Source organism: Gilliamella sp. B3367 (genome assembly GCF_026536825.1).
GTDB classification, from domain to species: Bacteria; Pseudomonadota; Gammaproteobacteria; order Enterobacterales; family Orbaceae; genus Gilliamella; species Gilliamella apicola_E.
In genome coordinates this window covers 33,914-58,653 of record NZ_JAFNNJ010000007.1, presented here as the reverse complement: position 1 = coordinate 58,653, position 24,740 = coordinate 33,914, and the positions used below count along the sequence as shown (strand labels likewise).

The 24,740-nt window shown below is 35.6% G+C and carries 22 protein-coding genes; 8 read left to right on the top strand and 14 right to left on the bottom strand.

The genetic code is table 11. The features are described from left to right. Window positions 1-21 precede the first annotated feature (21 nt). The 7 genes from J3U23_RS10105 to J3U23_RS10075 form a co-directional block, all read right to left on the bottom strand. Window positions 22-843, bottom strand: coding sequence for a hypothetical protein (locus J3U23_RS10105; protein WP_081303431.1), 822 nt, complete (start codon window positions 841-843; stop codon window positions 22-24). Continuing rightward, complete coding sequence (locus J3U23_RS10100) at window positions 840-2,159, bottom strand: LarC family nickel insertion protein (RefSeq protein ID WP_065735235.1); 1,320 nt, start codon at window positions 2,157-2,159, stop codon at window positions 840-842. The genes J3U23_RS10105 and J3U23_RS10100 overlap by 4 nt, the downstream gene beginning before the upstream one ends. Window positions 2,160-2,285: 126 nt before the next feature. Then, window positions 2,286-3,563, bottom strand: a complete 1,278-nt coding sequence (locus J3U23_RS10095; protein ID WP_065735234.1) for an MFS transporter — start codon at window positions 3,561-3,563, stop codon at window positions 2,286-2,288. An 80-nt stretch (window positions 3,564-3,643) separates the two neighbouring features. Next, complete coding sequence (locus J3U23_RS10090) at window positions 3,644-4,942, bottom strand: lactate racemase domain-containing protein (RefSeq protein ID WP_065735233.1); 1,299 nt, start codon at window positions 4,940-4,942, stop codon at window positions 3,644-3,646. Window positions 4,943-4,987: 45 nt separating this feature from the next. Then, the gene (locus J3U23_RS10085; RefSeq protein ID WP_267331003.1) at window positions 4,988-6,505 is read right to left on the bottom strand and encodes a UxaA family hydrolase; all 1,518 of its coding nucleotides are present in this window, start codon (window positions 6,503-6,505) and stop codon (window positions 4,988-4,990) included. Window positions 6,506-6,556: 51 nt separating this feature from the next. Further along, complete coding sequence (locus tag J3U23_RS10080; protein WP_065735232.1) at window positions 6,557-8,077, bottom strand: UxaA family hydrolase; 1,521 nt, start codon at window positions 8,075-8,077, stop codon at window positions 6,557-6,559. 33 nt (window positions 8,078-8,110) lie between these two features. Next, window positions 8,111-9,016, bottom strand: a complete 906-nt coding sequence (locus J3U23_RS10075; RefSeq protein WP_065735231.1) for a dihydrodipicolinate synthase family protein — start codon at window positions 9,014-9,016, stop codon at window positions 8,111-8,113. Between the two features lie 221 nt (window positions 9,017-9,237). Here J3U23_RS10075 and J3U23_RS10070 point away from each other — a divergent pair, with 221 nt between their 5' ends. Next, window positions 9,238-10,380 carry an iron-containing alcohol dehydrogenase gene (locus J3U23_RS10070; protein WP_065735230.1) on the top strand — a complete coding sequence of 381 codons (1,143 nt, stop codon included), beginning with the start codon at window positions 9,238-9,240 and terminating at the stop codon, window positions 10,378-10,380. Between the two features lie 57 nt (window positions 10,381-10,437). Here J3U23_RS10070 and J3U23_RS10065 read toward each other — a convergent pair whose 3' ends face one another. Next, complete coding sequence (locus tag J3U23_RS10065; protein WP_065735229.1) at window positions 10,438-11,187, bottom strand: IclR family transcriptional regulator; 750 nt, start codon at window positions 11,185-11,187, stop codon at window positions 10,438-10,440. 256 nt (window positions 11,188-11,443) lie between these two features. Between J3U23_RS10065 and pgi the strand changes: the two genes are divergently transcribed. Then, the gene (gene pgi, locus J3U23_RS10060; protein WP_220225518.1) at window positions 11,444-13,093 is read left to right on the top strand and encodes a glucose-6-phosphate isomerase; all 1,650 of its coding nucleotides are present in this window, start codon (window positions 11,444-11,446) and stop codon (window positions 13,091-13,093) included. A gap of 93 nt (window positions 13,094-13,186) precedes the next feature. Here pgi and crr read toward each other — a convergent pair whose 3' ends face one another. From crr to J3U23_RS10040, 4 genes are all read right to left on the bottom strand, one after another. Then, window positions 13,187-13,690 carry a PTS glucose transporter subunit IIA gene (crr, locus tag J3U23_RS10055; RefSeq protein WP_065561785.1) on the bottom strand — a complete coding sequence of 168 codons (504 nt, stop codon included), beginning with the start codon at window positions 13,688-13,690 and terminating at the stop codon, window positions 13,187-13,189. A 9-nt stretch (window positions 13,691-13,699) separates the two neighbouring features. Beyond that, complete coding sequence (gene ptsI / locus J3U23_RS10050; RefSeq protein WP_220225519.1) at window positions 13,700-15,427, bottom strand: phosphoenolpyruvate-protein phosphotransferase PtsI; 1,728 nt, start codon at window positions 15,425-15,427, stop codon at window positions 13,700-13,702. 52 nt (window positions 15,428-15,479) lie between these two features. Then, window positions 15,480-15,737: a phosphocarrier protein Hpr gene (gene ptsH, locus J3U23_RS10045; protein WP_065561787.1), complete on the bottom strand. Its 258-nt coding sequence runs from the start codon at window positions 15,735-15,737 to the stop codon at window positions 15,480-15,482. A 140-nt stretch (window positions 15,738-15,877) separates the two neighbouring features. Continuing rightward, entirely contained in the window at window positions 15,878-16,204 is a 327-nt protein-coding gene (locus J3U23_RS10040) for a hypothetical protein (RefSeq protein WP_065561788.1), read from the bottom strand. Between the two features lie 129 nt (window positions 16,205-16,333). Here J3U23_RS10040 and J3U23_RS10035 point away from each other — a divergent pair, with 129 nt between their 5' ends. After that, window positions 16,334-16,876 (top strand): YecA family protein, encoded by a 543-nt coding sequence (locus J3U23_RS10035; protein ID WP_065561789.1) that lies wholly within the window; start codon window positions 16,334-16,336, stop codon window positions 16,874-16,876. Window positions 16,877-16,909: 33 nt separating this feature from the next. After that, window positions 16,910-18,223, top strand: a complete 1,314-nt coding sequence (gene pepP, locus J3U23_RS10030) for a Xaa-Pro aminopeptidase (protein ID WP_065735226.1) — start codon at window positions 16,910-16,912, stop codon at window positions 18,221-18,223. Window positions 18,224-18,314: 91 nt separating this feature from the next. Here pepP and J3U23_RS10025 read toward each other — a convergent pair whose 3' ends face one another. Then, complete coding sequence (locus tag J3U23_RS10025) at window positions 18,315-19,130, bottom strand: TonB family protein (protein ID WP_267339175.1); 816 nt, start codon at window positions 19,128-19,130, stop codon at window positions 18,315-18,317. 154 nt (window positions 19,131-19,284) lie between these two features. Between J3U23_RS10025 and ispB the strand changes: the two genes are divergently transcribed. Continuing rightward, the gene (gene ispB / locus J3U23_RS10020) at window positions 19,285-20,268 is read left to right on the top strand and encodes an octaprenyl diphosphate synthase (protein WP_065561792.1); all 984 of its coding nucleotides are present in this window, start codon (window positions 19,285-19,287) and stop codon (window positions 20,266-20,268) included. Between the two features lie 109 nt (window positions 20,269-20,377). Next, a complete protein-coding gene (locus J3U23_RS10015) occupies window positions 20,378-21,250 on the top strand; it encodes an EamA family transporter (RefSeq protein WP_267332384.1) in 873 nt (290 codons plus the stop codon). Between the two features lie 68 nt (window positions 21,251-21,318). Here J3U23_RS10015 and ffh read toward each other — a convergent pair whose 3' ends face one another. Continuing rightward, a complete protein-coding gene (ffh, locus tag J3U23_RS10010) occupies window positions 21,319-22,686 on the bottom strand; it encodes a signal recognition particle protein (protein WP_065561794.1) in 1,368 nt (455 codons plus the stop codon). Between the two features lie 146 nt (window positions 22,687-22,832). Here ffh and J3U23_RS10005 point away from each other — a divergent pair, with 146 nt between their 5' ends. Both J3U23_RS10005 and J3U23_RS10000 read left to right on the top strand, forming a co-directional pair. Continuing rightward, window positions 22,833-23,216 carry a RidA family protein gene (locus J3U23_RS10005; protein WP_065735223.1) on the top strand — a complete coding sequence of 128 codons (384 nt, stop codon included), beginning with the start codon at window positions 22,833-22,835 and terminating at the stop codon, window positions 23,214-23,216. Window positions 23,217-23,481: 265 nt separating this feature from the next. Further along, a complete protein-coding gene (locus J3U23_RS10000; protein ID WP_267339173.1) occupies window positions 23,482-24,678 on the top strand; it encodes an aromatic amino acid transaminase in 1,197 nt (398 codons plus the stop codon). Window positions 24,679-24,740 lie beyond the last annotated feature (62 nt).

Here is a 24,740-nt window from a genome sequence, read left to right as displayed (position 1 = left end):
TATTGCTTCCTTTAATAATTATTAGATATTTTTTACCCCGATAAAAGCACTACCTTTTTTATAGGTTGAAATTTGAACATTATGAGAGATAGCTAGAGGTTCTATAATCAGTTTTATTTTGTTAACCAGTGAATCTTTTTGATGATCGGATAACTGATTAAAAAGGAGGGGTTCTAGCTCAAGTTCAACTTTATCATTACGTATTCTAAAACGAACAAGATCCGTTTTTAGTTCTGAACGAACAAAGTTTTCAACGTGATCGACCGCTTGTAGATAATCCGGGTAGATTTTAATCCCTGTCTCAATTCGGCTTGATAGGCAAGGGGATGCTGGAATATCTTTTAAATCATTGAGTTGTAGATGCTCAACCATCTTACGTATCATTATTTTATCAATCTTGAGTTCAACATAAGGTTGTCTTACATTTTGTTCTTTAGCAGCAATTAAACCCGGTCGATAATCGCCTAAATCATCTTGATTGGTTCCAGTGATTAGCACTCCATGATGTAACTTTTTAAGACGATCAAACAAACAACTTTTACAGTAATAACACCGATTCACCGGATTGTTTTGGTAAGATTCATTATCTAGCTCCCCTGCTTTTATAAATTCGATATGCCAACGATATTTTTGTGCATAATTTCTAACTCGTTTAGCATCTAATGTTGGAACCGAAAGCGAAGTTGAATGTGCAATAAGTGCATTTTGTCCCAATGTATTGTGAGCAATATAAGCAAGTAACATACTATCTATACCACCACTGGTCGCAATGGTACATTTTTTTATTTTTTTAAACCATGATGTAAGAATTAAAATAGTTTCTTCAATATCTTGATTAGTCATGATTTGATATCCTTCTCATTCGGCTTTTCATGATGACTTAATTGCTTGGTATAGGTATTTAGCGCAGATTGTTCAAATTTATATTTTATATTTTGACGCTCGGCATAGGATGTTTCTAGTAATTGAATACAGTCAGACTCTAATTTTGCAGTGAAGTTGTGATTGGGTCGGGCAGCAATTTTAATCGGCCAGGATTGTTGATCTGCATTTATCGTGATTTGTTCTCTTGGTAGTTTAGAACGCTTAACTTGCCAATACCTTACACCTAGAGTTGTTGTTTCAGTAAATAGTTGAAGACATATATCAGTTAATTTATCTGGCTGGCACAGTATTTCTATTCTGCTCATCCAACGTCCTTTTTTGCCTTTTATTTGTTGACTGACTAAATCAAGTACCCCCGATGATAATCTTAATTTATCTTCAGATATTGCCAGGCTTTCAGCGGTCATATCATCAATATCACACTGAATAATATAGACACTATCATGTTCTAAATTTGTTTGGGGGTTAGTGGTAAAAACGTTTGCCCTCATTATATTAGGTTTTTGTTTAAAAGACCGATTACCACAACCATAACCACTTTTAATGAACGTACCATTTATAGGGCCAGGACAATGTTGCATAATCCAAGCTAGAATAGCAGCCCCAGTTGGTGTAATTCGTTCACCGATTTCATCATCATAAGTCCACTGAAAATTGGTGAGTATCTTTAAAGTTGCTGGCGCGGGTACAGGTAAAGTGCCATGTGAGCACTTTATTGTGCCTTGCCCCCAAGGTAGAGCAGAGCAAGACCAACTCGATACGTTGCTCTGAGTGATCAGAAATGCCGCTGCAATAATATCGATAATAGCATCATCCGCGCCGACTTCATGTAATCCTATATTTTCTAGTGTAATGCCGTGTACTTCGCTTTCAGCTTTAGCCAAAATGGTATAAATTGCTTTAGTGCATTGGTAAATCTTATCATTATCTTTAATTTGATCTAATTTTGTTAAAATCTCTTGCCAGCTATAATGTTCATGCTGATCGTTCATTAATAATCTATTTTTTATTATTGAGTGAGATTGATCGTTTAATGGCTTCAAAATGAGATGTTGGGTATCCTCGATTGCTTGTTGATTTTTCAAGATAATAAATTGTTTACCCAAGATCTCTTTTTGTCGTGTAGCCTTTATTTCGAGTTGATATTTTTTAAAAATAGCTAATGAAGATAAAAATGTACGTAATGGGGTTTCCAGTTCAGGAAATGCATCTAGCATTGCTGAACAGAACATATCTCCAGCTATACCGCCCACTATGTCTAGATGAATATGCATTATGTAACCTTTCAGATTTTTCTAAAATACAATGTACTTAACATTAATTCTAAATACATTGTATTAGTTATACTAGTTACTTCGATCGTATATTAATTAATTTATTGATTATTTTACTAATAGTTTCTACTCACTTGTACCCACATTTTTCGGTAAAATGAAAATCAGGATTGAACCAATTACCACAACTAGACCGATTGACAATAAACCAGCTGCAGGAGTACCTACAACATTTTCAGAGTGTTGTCTTAAAATAGGGGCTCCAAAACTAAACAGTGCACCAAACATATTGACAAATCCAATACCAGCAGCTAACGCGTTACCAGTTAAAATTGATGAAGGCATGATCCAGAAAATAGGTTGGCAGGCAAAATAAGCCGTACCGGCAATGCATAAGGCAATAATGGCTGGTATAGGGCCAACGTAAGCAGATAAACCTAATGCAACTCCGCCTACTAATAATGTGACTGCACAGGTATTACGTCTCTCTTGAACTCTATCTGAGTATCGAGGTATAAAAAATGTCCCTAATAATGCACATAACCATGGTAGTGAAGTGACGAGAGAAGTCATAAAGTTAACTTTACTTGACATAATACTGGCCACTTGGCTTGGTAAAAAGAAGATAAGTCCATATACACCACATTGAATACAACCATAAATAATAGCAAAGTGCCATATTCTTGGGTTTTTCAATGCATCCATAAGTTTAGCTGACGCTGCTTTTTTATTGTTCTCTTCTGATAGCATTTGATTAGCTAGTAAGGTTTTTTCTTCTTTAGAGAGGAATCTAGCGGTTGCAGGAGTGTCATCTAAATAGAAGAATGTCCAAATACCTGCAATAAATGCTAATGCACCTTCAATTACAAACATCCAAAACCATCCCGGATGACCAAGGAAACCATGTAATTCTAAAAGAGCACCAGAAAGCGGTGAACCAAATGCCATTGCCAAAGGCGCTCCCATATAAAACAATCCCATTACTGCTGCACGATTGGCTTGCGGGAACCATTGTGATGTTAAATAGATCATACCAGGAAAGAAACCAGCCTCGGTGATACCTAATAAAATACGAATGGTTAAGAATTTCGCTTCACTGTCGGCAAATCCCATACCAGCAGATAAAAGCCCCCAAGCTAAGGTTGTTGCACCGATCCAGTATCTGGCGCCAAACTTTTTTAAACATAAATTAGCTGGTGCACCTAAAAATGCGTATACTACGAAGAATAATCCAGCACCTAAAGCATAAGCTTCATTGCTTAAACCAATGTCAATTTGATAACTCTCTTTGGCGAAGCCGATATTTGAACGATCCAAAAATGCTAAGACGTAAAGTATTAACATAAAAGGAATTAAGCGAAGTTTTGTCTTTTTTATTACCGACAATAATGTAATATTACTCATAAGGGGACTCCCTAGCCTCGTTATATAGACTATATTAATTTTGTTATAATTTGATTGTTAAGCTGTTAGAAATTACATATCTATAAGTTAATTCCTATATCAGTTACATTGTTATTTTCATCAAATGCAATATATTCAGGCTCACTTAAAATCTCGATTTGTGCATTTGCTTTTGCATCTTCAAGCATATTTTCTGAGATATATAATTCATCGATATGTAAAGTGTTGGCAATCCTGATAATACGTGCTTCTTTTCGTCCATCTAAAATAATGCAGGTTTTAACAGCAGCTTGTATGGCTTGCTTATCATTAGCTAGTATCACCGGAACGTAACCGTCCTGGCTTAAGCGTGATGTAAGTACATTTGGGTATGTTTCAGGAAAATCGACTTTATCAAGTAAACGTTTTGTAGAGAAATCAGCAAATCCCATACCGGTTGCATTGCCGCCGCTTTTTTCATGAAGATCGAGTACCACTATTCTATCTGGGCGTATTGAGGCAATGGGTTGCATAAATGGTGTACAGGCTCTGCCTGTAACATGGCAATCCATACCTCCACCAGAGTAAATTTTACCCATTAAATCAACAATACAGATATCAACGTTATCAAACATTACTTTAGGAAAGTAAGTTTTTGATTTTGCCAGTAAGGCTTTTTCGCGTTCTTCAAGTTTATTAGCGGGGATAGCTTCAATGTCAACGACCTGATCAAAGGCATTTTCAATAGTGCCAATACCAAACAGGAAAGGAGTATTAGCGACTTTAATTCTTGCCATATTGACGATATTTTGCGCCATACAGCCAAAACCATAAGTGTGGCAGGAATCAGCACCTTTTTGTTTCGCAAATCCAATAGATAGCATTTTGATAATGCCACTTTCAATAGGTGCAGTAAATGCGTTGTGAGCTTTGATTCGGTTGATACAAATAATGCCATCAGCTTGCATCGCATTTTTATCCATTAATACTTCTAACCCGTTAGGTAGCTCTCCTACTTTTACTGTTTCCATCGAGGAACGTATTTCACAACCAAGAAACTCTTCTGTCATGCCTAATTTTTCTAAAACATGGATTTGTCCTTCAGCAGTGGCTCCTCCATGACTTCCCATTGCTGGTACACCATAAGGTTTAGCCCCTAAGGCTTTTAATTCATTAATTACAGCTCTTGCAATTAAGTCTATTTTAGCAACACCACGGCTACCTAAACCCACTGCAATCACCATATCTTTTTTTATTGTATTTTTTATTTCTGGTTTAGAAAATTCAATGTGAATTTTTTCATCAATATCCTGAATTTCAGCAGGCGATTCGAAGCGCTGTCTGATCCTTACCATTCTTGGTAGTTTTATATCATTGAGTAGTTCATCAACAAATGACATAGTTTTCTCCTAACTTGGAATATCATTAAAATTTAAAGCAATACATTACATAAAAGCGCCCATTTGCCATGGCACAAATTCCAAACTTCCATAACCAAATTTTTCACTTTTACTTTTTTCCCCTGATGCAAATTCAAGGAGCATTGAATATAGGCGTTCTCCTGCCTGAGCAATTGATTCATTTCCTTCGATAATATCTCCGCAATTCATATCCATATCTTCCTGTTGTCTGTTCCATAAGAAATTATTTGAAGCGACTTTTAGGGTGGGTGTTGGAGATGAACCTAGTGCTGAGCCTCGTCCAGTTGTAAAACAAAGAATATTAGCTCCACCTGCAATTTGGCCCGTTACAGCCATAGGATCAAATCCGGGCGTGTCCATAAACACTAATCCTTTACTTGTGACAGGTTCTGCATATTCATAAACAGCGACTAAATTTGATGTTCCTCCTTTTGTGATTGCTCCAAGTGATTTTTCTAAAATTGTGGTCAAACCACCGGCTTTATTTCCTACAGAAGGATTATTGTTAATTTCACTTTTATTTTGTTTACAATGCTCTTCCCACCATTTGATTCGTTGAATCAGTTTTTCACCAACTTGTTGAGATACGGCTCGTCGGGTGAGTAGATGCTCTGCGCCGTATATTTCGGGAGTTTCAGATAAAATAGCCGTTCCACCTTGTTGAATAATTTTATCTGCTACATAACCCAAAGTAGGGTTGGCTGATATACCCGAATAACCATCAGAACCACCACACTCTAAAGCGAGGATAAGTTCTGATACAGGGGTTTCTTGGCGTTGAACTTGATTGGCTATAGGTAACATTTCCTCAATAATTGATATAATTTTATCAATTGTTTTTTTGGAACCGCCTGTTTCTTGGATAGTTAGTGTGTGTAAATTTTCATTTTCAGTTAAATGAGCAAAATTCATCATATCTTTTATTTGTGATGATTCGCATCCGAGGCCAACAATAATCATACCTGCAAAATTAGGATGTGTTGCGTAACCTGATAAAGTTCTTCTCATATTCGTCATGGAAGGTCCGTCTTGTCCAATACCGCAACCAAAACTTTGAGGTAAAGCGATGACACCATCAACATTGGGGTAATTGACTAGTCCAACTTTGTTATAGTAAATTTCAACTGCCTTAGCTACAGTTGCACTACAATTTACTGACGACATTACCCCAATATAATTACGGGTAGCGATTTTGCCATTTTTTCTTCTGATACCTAAAAAAGTATCAATTTTATCTGTAGGGGGGAGTGTATGTACGTCTTTACCAAACGCATAGTCTTTATCAAAATTACCTACGCCAACGTTGTGAACATGGACATGTTCGCCTTTTAGAATCGGTTTTGTTGCAAATCCAAAGGTTTGTCCATAACGTTTGATTTGTGCTCCTTGTTCAATATTGCGAATAGCAATTTTATGACCTTCGGGTATGTTATTTAATACTACAAGTTCATTGGATAAACACGTTCCTTTGCTAATAGGAATTCTGGCTATAACAACGTCATCTTTCTCATTTAATTTAATTATAGGACTTATATTGCTCATTCATTACTTCTCTTTAATATGCACTGCTAATAGAGGTAAGATTATTCATATTTACATAATTGCACCCGGTTGCCATGGGACAAATTCAAGTGATCCATATCCAAATTTTTCACTTTTTGTTTTCTCACCAGAAGCGACAGCTAATATCTTTTCAAAAATACGTTTACCTGCTTGCTCCAATGTTTCTTGTCCTTCGGCTACATCACCACAATTAATATCCATATCTTCTTCTTGGCGCCGCCATAAAAAATTATTAGATGCAATTTTTATACACGGTGTCGGTTTTGAACCATAGGCTGACCCCCTCCCTGTGGTAAAACACATAATGTTTGCACCACCAGCAATTTGACCTGTACATGCAAATGCGTCATATCCTGGAGTGTCCATAAATACTAAACCTTTTGCGGTTACTGGTTCTGCATATTCATATACATCCATAAGATTTGTACTTCCTGCTTTACAAATAGCACCAAGCGATTTTTCAAGAATAGTTGTAAGTCCACCTTCTTTATTGCCTGCGGATGGATTGTTATTTAATTCTGCGTGGCATCTTTTGGCATAATCCTCCCACCATAAGATTCGATTAATAAGTTTTTCACCTACTTCTTTCGAGTCTGCTCGGCGAGTAAGGATATATTCAGCACCATAAATTTCAGGAGTTTCGGCGAGTATTGCTGTTCCACCTTGTTGTACAAGTAAATCAACAGCTACGCCAAGGGCTGGATTAGCAGAAATACCTGAGTAACTATCAGAACCACCACATTCAAGGGCTAAGACTAATTCCGATGCAGGCACCTCCTCTCTGGTGTATTGGTTTGCTTCATTTAACATGCTTTCAATAATAGAAATTCCCTTATCGAAAGTTTTTTGTGAACCACCAGTTTCTTGAATAGTCATGTGTTGTAACATAGGACCTTCATTCAATTCTTTTACTTGGATAAGATCTTTGATTTGATTAGATTCACATCCAAGCCCAATTATTAAAATGCCAGCGAAATTTGGATGATTTGCATAACCACTCATTGTGCGTTGCATAATCTTCATCAAATCACCTTTCATATCCATGGCACAGCCAAAACTTTGTGGAAGCGCTACGATGCCATCTATATTTGGATAATCGTCTAATCCTTTTGCTTTAAAGTGATCTTCAAGGCGGCGTGCAACTGTTGCACTGCAGTTAACCGATGTCAATATGCCGATATAGTTACGAGTTGCTACTTTTCCATTTTTACGCTTATAGCCCATGAAAGTCCTTTTTTCACTGGCTTTTGGGGTTTCATTCTTATCTGCACAAAAGTCATATTCATGTCCATAATCACCCATTTTTAGATTATGTAAATGTATGTGTTCTCCTGCTTGGATATTGCAAATTGCATAACCTATAATTTGATTATAGCGTTTGATTGGTTGATTTTTTTCAATATTGTGTAGTGCTATTTTATGGCCTTCTTTAATATCAGCTAATACTGAAATATTTTTTTCTTGAATTACATACCCTTTGGTTACCGGAAAACGAGCTATGGCAACATCATCATTAGGATGAAGTATAATTACTTTAGATACTTCGCTCATAATTTGCTCCTAAAACTAATTAATAATAAATTCTTATAAAATTTTTGAATCAGATAATAATTTTTTAAGTATTTTCTTTTTATCGGAAGTTAATGGCATTACTGGAGCTAAAACTTCAGTTGATATATTCACACCTGTTAGTTTGATTGCTTGTTTAATCACACCAAAGAAAGGGGTTTCAATGGCATAGATAGGCATCAATTTTGCTAATTGACGTTGTAATTTAAATGCTGTTTCATAATCTTTTTGTATGAACGCTTTATAAATTCCCTTAGTAATTTTAGGTGCAAAATTAAACGTTGCCGGAATACCACCATGACCACCTAAAATCAGCGTGTCTAGCATATATTCGTCAAAACCACTAAAGATGATAAAATCGGGTCGGAAAGAATGGACTTTGTTGATCACTTCTCGTGTATGGCTAATGTTATCAATAGTATCTTTTAGCCCGATGATATTTGGCAGATCCTTTGCCAACCGGGTAATTACATCAATACCAATGTCTTGACCAGTTAGTGCAGGAAAATTGTAAAGTAGGATCGGTATACTAATATTTTCAGCGACAGTTTTATAATGGTGATAAATTGCATCACTATTCAATAAGGCATAGTAAGGATTCACAACTAAAACAGCGTCCGCACCTATTTGAGCAGCATGTTGACCATATTCAATCGTTTCTTTGGTACTTGGGCTTGATATTCCAATCATAACGGGAATACGTTTATTGATATGCCTCACCGCAAATTCAGCGACTTCGAGCCTTAGTTTAGGTGGCATATGACAAAACTCACCACCGCTACCTAAAATCAAAACGCCATCCGCTTCATTTTTAATAAGATGATCTAATAGGTTGGCCATTCCTTTTTTATCTAGTTTTCCTTGTTTATTTACGATTGTCGGAACGGGAGGGAATATCCCTTTAAATTTTTCTATATTCATCTCTTCTCCTTGTTCACTGAGTAGAACATAATTTCTTTGTTGTGAACAAATTATTGGTGAAAAAATTTCGAATTGCAATCAATTAATACAAAAGAAAATTAATTTTGTGATCATTCTCTCATTGTAAAGATTATTTTTTTTGGAAGTTTATTTTTTCCGTATAATGAAATTAAGTTCTTTTCTGGGAATTTTTTAAAGTGTTATTAATTTAAGAGGTAAATATGATTTATTACATTCCACCCGTTAATTTATTAGGTAAAGGTTGCCTGTCTGAGTTAGGCGTACCAGTGAAAAAATTAAATTGCAAAAAAGCATTCGTTGTTAGTGATAAGTTTTTAATTGGTAATGGCACTGTAGATAGAGTGGTTGATATCTTAAAAAAAGAGGGTATTGAATCAGTTATTTTTTATGATGTGAAACCAAATCCAACGGTTGCCAATGTTGAAAATGCATTAAAATTATGTCAAGAATCAGAGTGTGATTTTATTGTATCAATCGGTGGAGGTTCACCTCAAGATTGTGGTAAAGCCGTTGCTGTTTTGGCCACCAACGGTGGCAAAATTACTGATTATGAAGGGATGCATAAAAGTAAACAAAAATGTTTACCTATTGTGGCAATAGCAACCACTGCTGGTACTTCTGCTGAAGTTACCATTAATTATGTTATTACCGATGAAAGTAGACATGTAAAAATGATTATGGTCGATCCCAATACGCTGGCATCAATAACCGTTAGCGATCCTGATTTAATGATTTCCAAACCTGCCAATTTAACCGCTGCAACAGGTATGGATGCGTTAACTCATGCAATTGAAGCGGTAGTTGCTAAAGGTGCGATGGATGTTACTGATTCAACCGCATTATATGCCATAGCTCAAACTTTTAAATATTTAGCCAGAGCAGTTAAAAACGGTAATGACATTCAAGCCAGAGAACAGATGAGTTATGCCTGCTTTTTAAATGGTATCGCTTTTAGTAATGCTGGGCTAGGTAATGTGCATGCTATGGCACATCAATTAGGTGGGCTTTATGATTTACCTCATGGTGTTTGTAATGCGATGCTATTGTCGGTAGTCGAAAAAGAAAATGCTAAACATGCACCACAAAAATTTAGAGTGATTGCTGAAACAATCGGGTTTGATACAAAAGATAGAAGTGATCAAGAATGTGTTGATTATGTGATAAAAAGAATTGAAGATTTAGCGCAAGAAGTCGGTATTCCTAAATCATTAAAGGAATTGGGGGTTAATAATCCTGATTTTGAATTATTGGCGGAAAATTCAATGAAAGATGCCTGTGCTGGTGCCAATCCCGTATTTTTTGATAAACAAAAACTTATTGAGCTATTTAAACAGATCGCTTAATAACTTCTTGAATAAAATAGTTAAAATAATATTGAATTATAATTATTCAATATTATTTTAAAACTTATTGGTTAACTGTTGGCAGGCTTTACGGACTAACTCTGAGTATTTTTCGATTTTCTCTACCGGTAGCTGAAAAAGAACGCCGGAAATACTTATAGCCGCAATTGGTTCATGATTTTTATTAAATATCGGTGCTGCGATACAATGTACGCCTTTTACATCTTCCTGATTATCGTAAGCCCAACCTTGCGACCGGATTTTAGCTAGCTCTTTTTTTAACTGTTTTTTGCTGGTTATAGTGGTATCGGTATATTTGGGCAATTTGTCTTCGGGTATCAGTTGATCGATTTTCTCATCAGGTAACCAAGCTATTAATGCTTTACCAATACCAGAACTATGTAATGGTAATTTTTTGCCAATCCAAGTACGAATACCAATAGCTTGGTCATTTTCAATTTTTGCAATATAGACAGAGTAAAGCCCATCAAGAACACCTAGATGACAGGTTAAGTTGGTCTGATCTCTTAATTTAGTCATCAATGGTTCTGCGATTTTTGTGATATCGAACTGTTCTAACGATTTGTCTCCCCATTCATGCAATTTTAGTCCAAGATAAAACTTATTTTGATCTTGACGTAAAATACCATGCATAACTAACGCATTAAGCAGTGTCGAAGTACTACTTTTAGGTAAATTAAGGTCTTGAAATATTTGACTAAAAGTTGCACCTTTATTTCCATCTAAATAATCACAAATGCGAACAATTTTATCCAAGGCTGGTACTAGAGTCTGAATATTTGGCATGAAATATCCTAATATAATAATGTAAGAAATTTATTTAGTTTATTGGTTCTAATTTATTAAAAAATCATTTTTTGAACGGTTATGTGTATCAAATATCTTATTTTTTACATTATATTCAAGTTATTTGATTTGGAAAAGAAAATAACTTCTATTATTTTTCTATCAACTCGATTTGAAAGGATAAATCCTTATCTTGCATCATGTTATCCATAGTTATATCATGGTTAATAGTGCTATATTAATTAAGGAATAAGTTATGTTAAAGTCAATAGATCCAACTACTACATCCGCTTGGAAGTCCCTTCAAGTTAGTTATCAGAAGCATTGCGATAAGACGATTGCTCAAATTCTAAAAGATGAACCTAAACGAGTTGAAAAGTTAAGTATTCCTTTTGAAGATGAGTTCTTGGTTGATCTGTCTAAAAACCGCATTACTGAGGAGACCTTAAAGCAACTTTATCAGCTCGCTGACGAGTGTGATTTAAGCGGGGCTATTAATGCCATGTACAGTGGTGAAAAAATTAATCGGACCGAAAACCGAGCCGTTTTACATATTGCGCTTCGCAATGTATCAAATTCACCAATTTATGTTGATGGTAAAAATGTTATGGATGACGTCAATGCTGTGCTGGCGAAGATGGAATCCTTTAGTAAAAAAATTATTAGTGGTGAATGGAAAGGCTATACTGGTAAAGCGATTACTGATGTAGTTAATATCGGAATTGGAGGTTCAGATTTAGGGCCAGTGATGATTACCGAAGCATTACGCCCTTATAAAAACCATCTAACTATGCACTTTGTCTCTAATGTCGATGGTACTCACATTGTTGAAGCTTTAAAAGGTTTAAATCCAGAAACAACGCTATTTTTAGTTGCATCGAAGACCTTTACAACTCAAGAAACTATGACTAATGCACAAACCGCTCGTCAATGGTTACTTGATGCTGCAAAAGATGATAAAGCTGTTGCGCTTCACTTTGTAGCTTTATCAACCAATGCCAAAGAAGTAGAAAAATTTGGTATTGATACTGCCAATATGTTTGAATTTTGGGATTGGGTTGGTGGTCGTTATTCTTCTTGGTCTGCAATCGGCTTATCAATTGTACTTTCAATTGGTTTTGAAAACTTTAAACAGTTTTTAGCTGGTGGACATGCGATGGATAAACATTTCCAAAGCACACCAATTGAAAAAAATATCCCAACATTACTTGCTTTAATTGGGATTTGGTACAATAACTTCTATGGTGCAGAAACCGAGGCTATTCTACCTTATGATCAATATATGCATCGCTTTGCAGCTTATTTTCAGCAAGGGAATATGGAATCAAATGGTAAAAGTGTTGATCGTAATGGCAACAAGACTACTTATACTACAGGCCCTATTATTTGGGGTGAACCAGGGACAAATGGTCAACATGCGTTTTATCAATTAATTCACCAAGGTACTAAACTTATTCCTTGTGATTTTATTGCACCGGCAATTAGTCATAATCCAGTTGGCGATCATCATCCTAAATTGCTTTCTAACTTTTTTGCTCAAACAGAAGCTTTAGCTTTTGGTAAGACTGCTCAACAAGTAGAACAAGAGTTTCTTGCTGCTGGTAAAAAGCTTGAAGAAGTTAAATCTATTGTTCCATTTAAAGTTTTTGAAGGCAATAAACCGACTAACTCTATTTTAGTGAAAAAAATTACACCGTACACTTTAGGCGCATTAGTGGCGATGTATGAGCACAAAATCTTCACGCAAGGTGTTATTTTAAATATCTTTAGCTTCGATCAGTGGGGGGTTGAATTGGGTAAACAGTTAGCTGGTCGCATTTTACCTGAACTTGCTGATGATAAACCAGTCAGCTCGCATGATGAATCAACCAACAGCTTGATTAATCAATACAAAAAATGGCGTTAAACGAATTATTTGAACTCTATGTTTGATTATTTTCAACAAAAAACCTTCAGCGAAAACTGAAGGTTTTTTTATGAGTAGTAACGTTGTGCGATGTTATTTTTTAACACGCATAATTGGTGTTTTACCTGCCTCAACTGAGCCGGATAACTTAGTTAATTCAACAACAGTTTCCATATTAGATATCACAACTGGTGTTAACACTGATTTCGCTTTACTTTCAAGTAAAGGCAGATCGATTTCGATGATAGTATCTCCAATTTTAACTTGTTGTCCTTCTTCGGCAACTCGTGTAAAACCTTCACCTTTTAATTCCACCGTATCTATACCGAAATGAACAAAAAGTTCGATACCTTCATCTGATTCAATAGCAAATGCATGATTGGTTTCAAAAATTTTACCAATTTTACCATTTAATGGTGCTACAATTTTATTACCAGAAGGTTTTATAGCAACACCATCACCAACGATTTTTTCTGCAAAAACTACATCTGGCACATCTTCGATCTTAACGATTTCACCACTAAGAGGTGCAATAATTTCGATGCTGTTTTTGTTATCATCAGATACAAATTGCTTTATTTTATCGAATAAACCCATCATTGCCTCCTAACAAATTTGCTTTTCAGCAGTATATTTTTCAATTAAATCGGTTATTTCTTTAGCTGTTGCTTTTTCAAGAACAGTATCAGCAAATTTCTTCGCTTCTTCATAATTAGTATTACGAATTAATTTTTTGATTTTAGGAATTGATACTGCACTCATACTGAACTCATCAAGCCCCATACCTAGTAATAAAATTGTTGCTCTTTCATCACCAGCAAGCTCTCCACACATTCCTGTCCATTTACCTTCTTTGTGAGAAGCATCGATTACATTTTTAATCAATGTTAATACTGATGGTGAAAGTGGATTATAAAGATGTGAAATAAGCTCATTACCACGGTCAACAGCAAGTGTATATTGGGTTAAATCGTTAGTTCCAATACTAAAGAAATCAACTTCTTTAGCTAAATGTCTAGCAATAACCGCAGCGGCTGGTGTTTCGATCATCACACCAATTTCAATGCTTTTATCGAATGCTTTACCTTCAGATGTTAATTGTTCTTTAAGGATATTAATTTCAGATTTTAGAATACGAATTTCTTCTACCGAAATAATCATTGGGAACATAATACGCAATTTACCAAATGCAGAAGCGCGTAAGATTGCTCGTAACTGTGCATGTAGTATTTCTTTACGATCTAAACAGATACGAATTGCACGCCAACCTAAGAATGGATTTTCTTCTTTTGGTAAATGCATATATGGTACATCTTTGTCACCACCGATATCCATTGTACGAACAATAACTGATAGGCCATTAGTTGATTCAGCAACTTCTTTATATGCTTTGAATTGTTCATCTTCATTAGGATAAGCTTCACGATCCATGAATAAGAATTCTGTACGATAAAGCCCAACACCTTCATAACCATTACGATCTGCACCAGCAATATCACGAACAGTACCAATATTTGCACAAATTTCAACTTGATGACCATCAAGTGTTACAGCTGGTAGATCTTTTAATTTTGCTAACTCTTCTTTATCAGCAAGATATTTTGTTTGTACTTGTTTAAGTTTTTCTTGAGTTGCATGATCTGGATTAATGTAGATAGCATTGTTGATTGCATCTAAAATAACAAAATCACCTTGTTTGATTTCTTGTGTTGCATTAGATGTACCCACGATTGCTGGAATTTCTAATGAACGGGCCATGATTGATGTATGTGAAGTGCGCCCTCCCGCATCAGTGATGAAACCTAACACCATATCTAAATTTAATTGAGCAGTTTCAGACGGTGTTAAATCAGTCGCAACTAAAATACAAGGTTGGCTAATAGCACTTAGATCAACAATTTCGATGCCTAAAATATTTTTTAGCAGTCGTTTACCAATATCACGGATATCGGCAGCACGTTCTTTTAGATATTCATCATCTAGATTTTCTAACTCTTTTGCTTGGGTTTCAAATACAGATTGGACAGCTGCGTCAGCACTTGAGTGTTTACTTTTGATGCGTGAAATAACTTCTTGTTCAAGATCTTCATCTTCAAGAAGCATGATATGACCTTCAAAAATAGCAGCTTTATCCTCACCTAAAGTGGTTTTAGCTCGTTCCATGATCGCATGTAATTGTTCGCTTGATTTTTCACGTGCTTCTTTAAAACGATCAATTTCAGCGTCAATTTTGTTATCAAGAATTTGCCTATTATTTATAACAATAGGTTCTTCTTTTAATAATAGCGCTTTTGCAAAAGCGATACCTGGGGAAACAAGTATACCTGATACCATAACATTTAATCCTTATCTAATATTAAAACCGTTCAACGCTAACATGGGAGTATTATTCCAATTCAGGAATTAATTTTACTAAATGAGTTACTGCTTCTTTTTCATCTTCACCTTCGGCTGAAATAGTAATAGTTGTACCTTGAGTTAAGCCTAATGTTTGTAATTTGAATAAGCTTTTAGCACTTGCACTTTTTCCATTTGATGTGACAGTAATTTCAGAATTGAAGTTTTTAGCTTCCTTTACAAATTGTGCAGCAGGGCGGGTGTGAAGACCGTTCGATGCAGTAATGGTTACATCTTGCTTGTACATAATTATTTTACTCCCAAAAATATATTTGTTCATGCGACAATATAAATAAAAACAGCTTGAAAGGCTAGTAAGATTTCACGGATATGTGACAATTAGTCAATCTTATTAGCGATACTTTACAAAGTAAGCTGAAATATTTATTAATATCGGTAAATTCGAGTGACTCTATCACTACATTTTTTAAATTCAACCTGACCGTGAATTCCTCGTTTGATATTTTCAAATACCATCTCTTCACTACCATCTAGTTGTGAGGCACGGATCTCGTCTCGGCAGAAAGCTTCAAACTTATCAAGTTCTTGTTCTCCATTGCCTAACTGATAATCTTTAGGTAAGTCTTGGCTGGTTATATAGGTATTATTCTGTACATCAAGAACAATTACACCTTTATTTTTCAGCCATGAACTACAAGCAGTTAACGATATAACTATATACAGTGATGTTAAAATTAATCTAAAAATGTTCAAAATAATTCCTTTATAAAGCACAATAACCTGTTTATTATTTACAGCTAGGCACAAATTATATACTAATAATGAGTGAAAGTGCAGAGGGATGTATTTTCACTATTATTACAAACTAATAAGGTGGAGTTAATGACTAATACCAAGATTTATGACGAGCTTAATCGTCAACTTATCCAAAATAAAGTTGGCATAACTGCAGCCGAGTTACATGGATTCTTATCTGGCTTATTAGCTGGAGGAAATCATGACGAAAGTTGGAGAGTGTTAGTTCAAGACATGTTGAATGATGGGCAAAAAATAGCCGAACCTTTAAATAAGGAAGTGGAAGAATTATATCATACAACTAAACAACAATTTATTGATGAAGATTTTGAGTTCCAACTTTTACTTGGTGAGCAAGATTTGTTTACGCAAATTGACGATTTAGTGGGATGGGTAAATCATTTTTTATTGGGTATTGGTTTAGTTCAACCTAAACTTAATCGAGTTAAAGGTGATGTGGGTGAAGCAATATATGATCTAAGACAAATAGCTAAACTCGGTTATGATGAAGATGAAGATCAGCAAGAGCTGGGCTTTGCATTTGAAGAGATCAAAGAGTACGTTCGCATTACGGCGATGTTATGTTTTGATGAATTTAATGAACCCGATATTACACCAACACTTCACTAATATTCTATATTACTGATTATCAAGGTAAACGCTATGATAGATATTCAGACCAAGACAGAACTGCTAGATCGGCGAAATAAATTATTGGCTCAGATGGAGCCAAATAGCATTGCCTTATTTTTTGCTTCACCAGAAGTTAAACGAAGTAATGATACCCACTATCCTTATAGACAAGATAGTGACTTTTGGTATTTTACTTTTTTTGCAGAGCCAGAAGCGCTTTTGGCAATAATTAAACAACAAGACGGTCAAGGACGATATATTTTATTTAATCGCAAGAAAGATCCTTTAGCCGAAACATGGACTGGCTACCGCTTAGGCCAGCAAGAGGCATTAACAAAGATTTTAGTCGATGAGGCTTATCTTTTCGATGATATAGAGAGTGTTTTACCAAATTTAATAAATGGAAAAAAAGCAATTTATTATGCAGACCAACTATATGATTATGCTGACGAGATAATTAAGAAAGCAATCAATACATTACGGCAAGGTGCTCGATTCAAACTTTCTGCGCCGAGTACAGTTATTGATTGGCGACCAATTGTTCATGAAATGCGAATGTTTAAGTCTGAATATGAAATGGCTCTTTTACGTAAAGCGTGCGAAATCAGTGCTCAAGCACATATTCGGGCAATGCAAAAATGCCAGGCTAATTGGTATGAATATCAATTAGAAGCTGAAATATTACATGAGTTTGCATGGCATGGCGCTCGATGGCCGTCATATAATACTATTGTTGGCGGAGGTAATAATGGTTGTATATTGCATTATGAAAATAATAGCGACACGCTCAAAGATGGCGATTTAGTCTTAATTGATGCAGGTTGTGAATATCATTATTATGCAGGTGATATTACTCGAACATTTCCGATTAATGGTAAATTTAGTCAAGCACAACTCGAAATATATAACATTGTGTTAACTGCGCAATGTACAGCTATCAAATTATTGAAACCAGGCACCTCAATATCATTAGTTAATCAAAAAATTATTCGGATTATGGTTGAAGGATTAGTTAAGCTTGGAATTATGCAAGGTGATGTTGAAACATTGATTACAAACAAAGCTTATTTAGCATTCTATATGCATGGATTAGGTCACTGGTTAGGTATTGATGTGCATGATGTTGGCAGTGATCGTGATCGCATACTCGCTCCGGGTATGGTCTTAACCGTTGAGCCTGGACTTTATATTAATAAAGATGCTGATGTGCCAGAATGTTATAAAGGTATTGGGATTCGTATCGAAGATAATATTTTGGTTACCGAAGCTGGCAACGAAATTTTAACCTCAACGGTACCTAAACAACCGCAGGAAATTGAACTTTTAATGCAAAAGAATAGATAAACTATTTATCAACTAAGCACTAATTGAATTATAAAATTAGTGCTTTTTCAGTTTTTTATTCAATAATGGTTATTGATTGAGGAATGAGTGATTAATTGCTTCCTAAGCTAATTGAACTATCACGATTGAAAACAATTTTTATTTTGAGATCTTTTCCGGCAATCGGCTTATATTTCCACATTTTCATTGCTGAGATAACCGAGCGATTAAAAATATTATTAGGTTGGGCTTCAATAATCCTAATATTTTCAACACGGCCCTCACTAGTTACATCAAACATAGCAACAACATAACCTTCTAAGCGCATATCTAGTGCTCTTCGAGGATATTCTGGTCGATTACGACTAATTGGAGAGGGATTACCAGAATATTGTCGATTATCAGATACTTTAGGAGCTACTGAAGTATTTGCTATATTATCACTTACCACATCTTGTCTAACTTGTTGACGAGATGATTTTTGTGTCGGTGGTTTTTTCTTATTTGGTTTAGGTTTAACAATAACTGGTTTATCTGGCTCTGTTACTGGTTTTTTTTGTTCTATTTCAGGTGTAGGTTCCGGAATCTTTTCTTCAACGACTTCTGGCTCTACGACTGGTTCTTCAATTGGTTTATTGTCAATGATTTCACTGTTTTCAGCACCTTTGATTTCAGGTGTTTCTTCAACCAATGATTGTTCCGGAGCTGCTAACTGAGTAAGGTCAATCATGACAGCTTTAATTGAATTATCACCTTCATCAACAACGATATTATTTGCAAACAGTGCAGAGCTGAACAATAATCCAAATAAAAATAAATGTGATATTACAGAGATCGATGTATATATATAGGCATCCTTTTGCTTATTAGAAGCAGGTGATTGCGGCTCTTTTTCGTTGTTGATATCTATATCAAAGTTGATCTTCATAACAGTAATTAATGTTCATTTAAGGTGTGTATTCTAAATGAAAATGCTTATCATTTGTAGTATTTTTTTAAATATGATTTAGCAGTACTTGTTGCATAAAAATATTTATCAGATAATAGTAAATAAATATCTCCCATTTGTAGTGGTTAGACTGATGAATAATCCATCGATAAAACAAATACTCGATCTAGTGCAAGATGATTTAGTTAAAGTTAATGAAGCAATACAAGCAGAACTTAGTTCCGATGTTGTACTAATTAATCAATTAGGGAATTACATCATTAGTAGTGGTGGAAAACGGATTCGCCCAGTTATTGCCTTGTTAATAGCTAAAGCGCTTAATTATCAGGGTGATAAACATATTATTACCGCAGCTTTTATCGAATTTATTCACACTGCAACTTTATTGCATGATGATGTTGTTGATGAATCTGATTTACGGCGAGGTAAATCAACCGCTAATGCGCTATTTGGTAATGCGGCAAGTGTCTTAGTTGGTGATTATATTTACACAAGATCTTTCCAAATGATGGTACGCACAGAATCATTCAAAGTATTGAAGATAATGTCAGAAGCAACAAATATTATTGCTGAAGGTGAAGTTCAACAGCTGATAAATTGCAATGATCCTGATATTACTAAAGAGCAATACCTACAAGTTATTTATCGCAAAACAGCAAGACTGTTTGAAGCAACATCGCATTCAGCAGCAGTATTAGCAGGAGCAACACCAGAGCAAGAATTTGCACTGCAAGAGTATGGAAAATACTTGGGTACCGCCTTTCAAATTATTGATGACTTATTAGATTATAGTGCGGATAGTAATCAAAAATTAGGTAAAAATTTGGGTGATGATCTCAATGAAGGTAAACCAACCTTACCATTATTGCATGCAATGCATCATGCTAATTCAGAAGATGCGACATTAATCCGTCAAGCTATCGAGCAAGGTAATGGCAGGCATTTATTAGATCATATTTTAAAAGTTATGCAGTCATGTGGATCTCTTGAATTTACTTTAAAAACGGCTCAACAAGAGGCCAATAAAGCATTCAATGTTATTTCAATCTTACCTGATTCCCCTTATAAAAAAGCGCTACAAGATCTGGCTTTACTATCAGTAAAAAGGGATAACTAAACGTGATGTGATATTTAAAAAATATTATTTATACGAAAATTGATTTTACGTTGCTGTATGAACAAATTGCTTCCCTTAATATGCAATTACTTTAATTTAGGTAGTCATTATGCTCAAAAGATCTTGGCCTGTTTTTTTAATTTTTATTTCGATGATATCAGTGCAAGCAAGTGCTTCATTTGCTAAATACTTGTTTCCTGTATTGGGGCCTGAGGCGATGACAGCATGGCGGTTGTTTTTCTCAGCGATTTTATTGGTAATAATCTTTAAACCTTGGCGTAAAACTATTACTAAGCCAGCCATTAAATATATTATTTTGTATGGTGTCGCTATGGGATGTATGAATTTGGCTTTTTATAATGCCATATCTCGAATCCCAATAGGAATTGCTGTGGCAATAGAGTTAACTGGACCAATTATGGTTGCGATGTTTTCTGGGCGCCGATTAACTGATTTTGTTTGGTTAGCTATTGCGATCATTGGATTGGTGATGTTGCTTCCTATTCATCAGGCTTCTAATGATTTGGATCCTATCGGTATCTTATTAGCCTTATGCGCAGGAAGTTGTTGGGCTGGCTATATTGTTTTTGGGCGAAAAGCGGGTGAAATTTATGGTGCCTCAAGTGTTGCGGTAGGTTCGATTATTGCCTCAATATTACTCTTTCCTATTGGTGTATGGCACAGTGGTAGCACCATGTTTTCGATGGATCTGTTGCCTCTCGTTTTTGTCGTTTCATTATTGGCGTCTGCTATTCCATATGGCCTGGATATGATCGCTTTGCCACGATTACCCGCACAAACTTTTAGTACTTTGATGAGCTTGTCACCTGTATTTGCTGCGTTTTCTGGATTAATTGTTTTACATGAGCAGTTAACTCATTATCAATGGATTGCTATTCTATTTATTATAGTTTCATCGATTGGTACTGTATTAACTATGCAGCGTCCAACCAAAATTAAAGCGCTAAATCGAGAAAATTGAGTTTATTGAAATACTATCGTGTAACTTTGCACGATAGTATTTTATTGAAAGAAAAGCGAAGTAAAATGTTATCTAGGTGGGAAGCCCATGCCTCCACCCATTAGACCTTTCATTTGGCGCATCATCTTCATCATGCCACCACCTTTCATCTTTTTCATCATTTTTTGCATATCTTCAAACTGCTTAAGCAGCTTGTTAACATCTTGCACTTGGGTACCTGAACCATTAGCAATACGGCGTTTGCGTGAGCCTTTGATGATTTCGGGATTAGCTCGTTCTTTTAATGTCATCGAACCAATTATGGCTTCCATCTTGATGGTGATTTTATCATCCATCTGTGCTTTGATATGATCAGGAAGTTGACCAACGCCAGGTAGTTTAGCCAGCATAGCGCCCATTCCACCCATATTACGCATTTGTCGAAGTTGATCTTGGAAGTCATTAAAATCAAACTTATCGCCTTTTTTGAGTTTCTTGGCGATTTTCTCTGCCTTTTCACGATCAACATTACTCTGTAACTCTTCAATTAAAGAGAGTACATCACCCATCCCTAAAATACGTGAAGCGATACGGTCAGGATAAAAAGGTTCTAATGCATCCGTCTTTTCACCCATCCCTAAGAATTTGATTGGTTTACCGGTAATATGACGAATCGATAACGCCGCACCGCCACGAGCATCACCATCCACCTTAGTTAAAATAACCCCGGTCAAAGGTAATGCGTCATTAAATGCTTTTGCCGTATTAGCAGCATCTTGCCCGGTCATGGCATCGACCACAAATAATGTTTCAATTGGATTGATTGCATCATGCAGTGCTTTGATTTCATCCATCATCTCGCTATCGACATGTAATCGACCAGCGGTATCGACAATAAGGACATCAAAAAATTGTAATTTAGCATGTGAAATTGCTTTGTTAACAATATCAATAGGTTTTTGATTGATATCTGACGGGAAGAACTCCACATCAATTGCTTTAGCTAGTGTTTCTAACTGTTTTATTGCCGCAGGGCGATAAACGTCGGCAGAGACAACTAACACTTTCTTTTTCTGTTTTTCTTTTAAAAATTTTGCTAGTTTTGCGACGCTGGTAGTTTTACCCGCACCTTGCAAACCTGCCATGAGAATGACGGCTGGAGGCTGGGTGGCTAAGTTAAGTGAACTATTAACTTCACCCATAGCTGTAGTAAGTTCTGCTTGAACGATTTTGATGAATTCTTGGCCTGGTGTTAGGCTTTTATTAACATCTAAACCAACAGCTTTTTGTTTAACTTGGTTAATAAATTCTCGTACCACAGGTAGGGCAACATCAGCCTCAAGTAATGCCATACGGACATCACGTAGGGCATCTTTGATATTATCTTCAGATAAGCGTCCACGCCCACTAATATTGCGAAATGTCTGTGATAAACGGTCAGTTAAATTCTCAAACATGCTAACTCTCAACAAATGAAAAAATTTTCAACTATCATATCAGAAAATTGGCAGAAGTCCCATGATCATAAATTTACCATGACTTGACACCAAATTTGGTTCCTGTTGAAATGAGATGCATAACAAGATGAAAGGAGAAATCATATATGGTAAAAGTTGTTAATACCAACAAAGCACCAGCAGCTATAGGTCCTTATGTTCAAGGTGTTGATTTGGGCAACATGTTATTTGCTTCAGGTCAAATTCCAATTAATCCAGCTACAGGTGAGATGCCAAGTTGTGTCAAAGAGCAAGCTAAACAAAGTTTAGCGAATGTAAAAGCAATTGTTACTGAGGCAGGATATCAAGTTAAAAATATCGTTAAAACGACGATTTTTTTAGCGGATATGAATGATTTTGCGGATGTGAATAGTGTCTATGAGGCATTTTTTACAGAGAATCAGGCAACATTCCCTGCTCGTTCTTGTGTGCAAGTTGCTCGCATTCCTAAAGATGCGAAAGTTGAAATAGAAGTTATTGCGGTTAAATAATCGACTTATAATTGTTAGCACCGAAAGGTGCTAATGAAGTAAAAAAAGTTGAGGAACGGGGTTTTTGAGGTTTTTTTTATTTAAAATCCCTTTTTTGACCATCTATTCTAACGTTTTATATCCAAATCAGTCTTTTAAACGGTCTATTTTATTATCCTAAAATTATTTATATTTAAACTATTATTTAGTGATTGATTGCCAATTAAGTTGGTGCAATAATCTACAATTATCTATTGATATTTACTGATTTAATTAGGTTGGGAAAATGTTTGAAAAAGTAGAGTCGTACGCAGGGGATCCAATATTATCATTAGTCGCTGAATTCAATAATGATAAGCGCGAAAACAAGACCAATTTGAGTATTGGTTATTATTATGATGAAAATAGTGTGGTTCCTCAATTATCGTGTATTAAAACGGCTCGTGACTATATTTATCATCATCAACAAGGCGCACAACTTTATTTGCCGATGAGTGGCTTACCGAGTTATTGTCAGGCAATCCAATCATTGCTTTTTGGTGAAGATAATCCTGCTTTTCAAACAAAGCGGATAGCCACTGTTCAAACATTAGGGGGATCAGGTGCGCTGAAAGTCGGTGCTGACTTTTTATATCGTTATTTTCCTGATTCTCAAGTTTGGGTTAGTGATCCAACTTGGGAGAATCATATTGCCATTTTTAATGGCGCAGGATTTAAGGTAAATAAATACCCTTATTTTGATCCTCAGACTTGTGGCGTGAATTTTGATGCGATGCTTGAAACACTTAATACCTTACCAGCTAAAAGTATTGTGTTATTGCATCCTTGCTGCCATAACCCAACTGGTGCAGAATTAACAAACCAACAATGGGACAAAGTGATTGATGTTTTACAAAACCGAGATCTCATTCCATTTATGGATATCGCTTACCAAGGTTTTGGCGAAAGTATCGAAAGTGATAGTTATGCAATAAAAAAAGTGGCTGAGCGAGGATTGTGTGGGTTTATCAGCAATTCGTTTTCTAAAACTTTTTCACTTTATGGTGAGCGAGTGGGCGGTTTATCCGTTTTATGTGATAATAACCAAGTGGCTAATCGAGTGTTTGGTCAATTACAAGCAACGGTTCGTCGAAATTATTCTAGTCCTGCCGCTTACGGTGCACAACTTGTATCATACGTATTAAATAATGCTGAACTTAAAGCTTTATGGTTTAAAGAAGTCGAATCAATGCGTAATCGTATTGTTAGCATGCGCTCAACATTAGTCGATTTATTAAAAACAGCAGCACCTAAACAGAATTTTGACTACCTACTTAAACAAAGAGGTATGTTTAGTTATACCGGTTTTTCTAAAGAGCAAGTCGCACAACTAAAAGATGATTTCGCTGTTTATTTGGTGGGCAGCGGAAGAATGTGTGTGGCGGGTTTAAATCACCATAATATACATCGTGTAGCAGAAGCATTTGCCACAATCAAATCATAATGTGACTAACTAGAGGAGAATCACATGTTACGTAAAGTATTTATTTTATTGGTAAGTATCGC

Coding starts and splice junctions, on each gene's coding strand:
- J3U23_RS10105 (WP_081303431.1), bottom strand. CDS start 843: ATGACTAATCAAGATATTGAAGAAACTATTTTAATTCTTACATCATGG.
- J3U23_RS10100 (WP_065735235.1), bottom strand. CDS start 2,159: ATGCATATTCATCTAGACATAGTGGGCGGTATAGCTGGAGATATGTTC.
- J3U23_RS10095 (WP_065735234.1), bottom strand. CDS start 3,563: ATGAGTAATATTACATTATTGTCGGTAATAAAAAAGACAAAACTTCGC.
- J3U23_RS10090 (WP_065735233.1), bottom strand. CDS start 4,942: ATGTCATTTGTTGATGAACTACTCAATGATATAAAACTACCAAGAATG.
- J3U23_RS10085 (WP_267331003.1), bottom strand. CDS start 6,505: ATGAGCAATATAAGTCCTATAATTAAATTAAATGAGAAAGATGACGTT.
- J3U23_RS10080 (WP_065735232.1), bottom strand. CDS start 8,077: ATGAGCGAAGTATCTAAAGTAATTATACTTCATCCTAATGATGATGTT.
- J3U23_RS10075 (WP_065735231.1), bottom strand. CDS start 9,016: ATGAATATAGAAAAATTTAAAGGGATATTCCCTCCCGTTCCGACAATC.
- J3U23_RS10070 (WP_065735230.1), top strand. CDS start 9,238: ATGATTTATTACATTCCACCCGTTAATTTATTAGGTAAAGGTTGCCTG.
- J3U23_RS10065 (WP_065735229.1), bottom strand. CDS start 11,187: ATGCCAAATATTCAGACTCTAGTACCAGCCTTGGATAAAATTGTTCGC.
- pgi (WP_220225518.1), top strand. CDS start 11,444: ATGTTAAAGTCAATAGATCCAACTACTACATCCGCTTGGAAGTCCCTT.
- crr (WP_065561785.1), bottom strand. CDS start 13,690: ATGGGTTTATTCGATAAAATAAAGCAATTTGTATCTGATGATAACAAA.
- ptsI (WP_220225519.1), bottom strand. CDS start 15,427: ATGGTATCAGGTATACTTGTTTCCCCAGGTATCGCTTTTGCAAAAGCG.
- ptsH (WP_065561787.1), bottom strand. CDS start 15,737: ATGTACAAGCAAGATGTAACCATTACTGCATCGAACGGTCTTCACACC.
- J3U23_RS10035 (WP_065561789.1), top strand. CDS start 16,334: ATGACTAATACCAAGATTTATGACGAGCTTAATCGTCAACTTATCCAA.
- pepP (WP_065735226.1), top strand. CDS start 16,910: ATGATAGATATTCAGACCAAGACAGAACTGCTAGATCGGCGAAATAAA.
- J3U23_RS10025 (WP_267339175.1), bottom strand. CDS start 19,130: ATGAAGATCAACTTTGATATAGATATCAACAACGAAAAAGAGCCGCAA.
- ispB (WP_065561792.1), top strand. CDS start 19,285: ATGAATAATCCATCGATAAAACAAATACTCGATCTAGTGCAAGATGAT.
- J3U23_RS10015 (WP_267332384.1), top strand. CDS start 20,378: ATGCTCAAAAGATCTTGGCCTGTTTTTTTAATTTTTATTTCGATGATA.
- ffh (WP_065561794.1), bottom strand. CDS start 22,686: ATGTTTGAGAATTTAACTGACCGTTTATCACAGACATTTCGCAATATT.
- J3U23_RS10005 (WP_065735223.1), top strand. CDS start 22,833: ATGGTAAAAGTTGTTAATACCAACAAAGCACCAGCAGCTATAGGTCCT.
- J3U23_RS10000 (WP_267339173.1), top strand. CDS start 23,482: ATGTTTGAAAAAGTAGAGTCGTACGCAGGGGATCCAATATTATCATTA.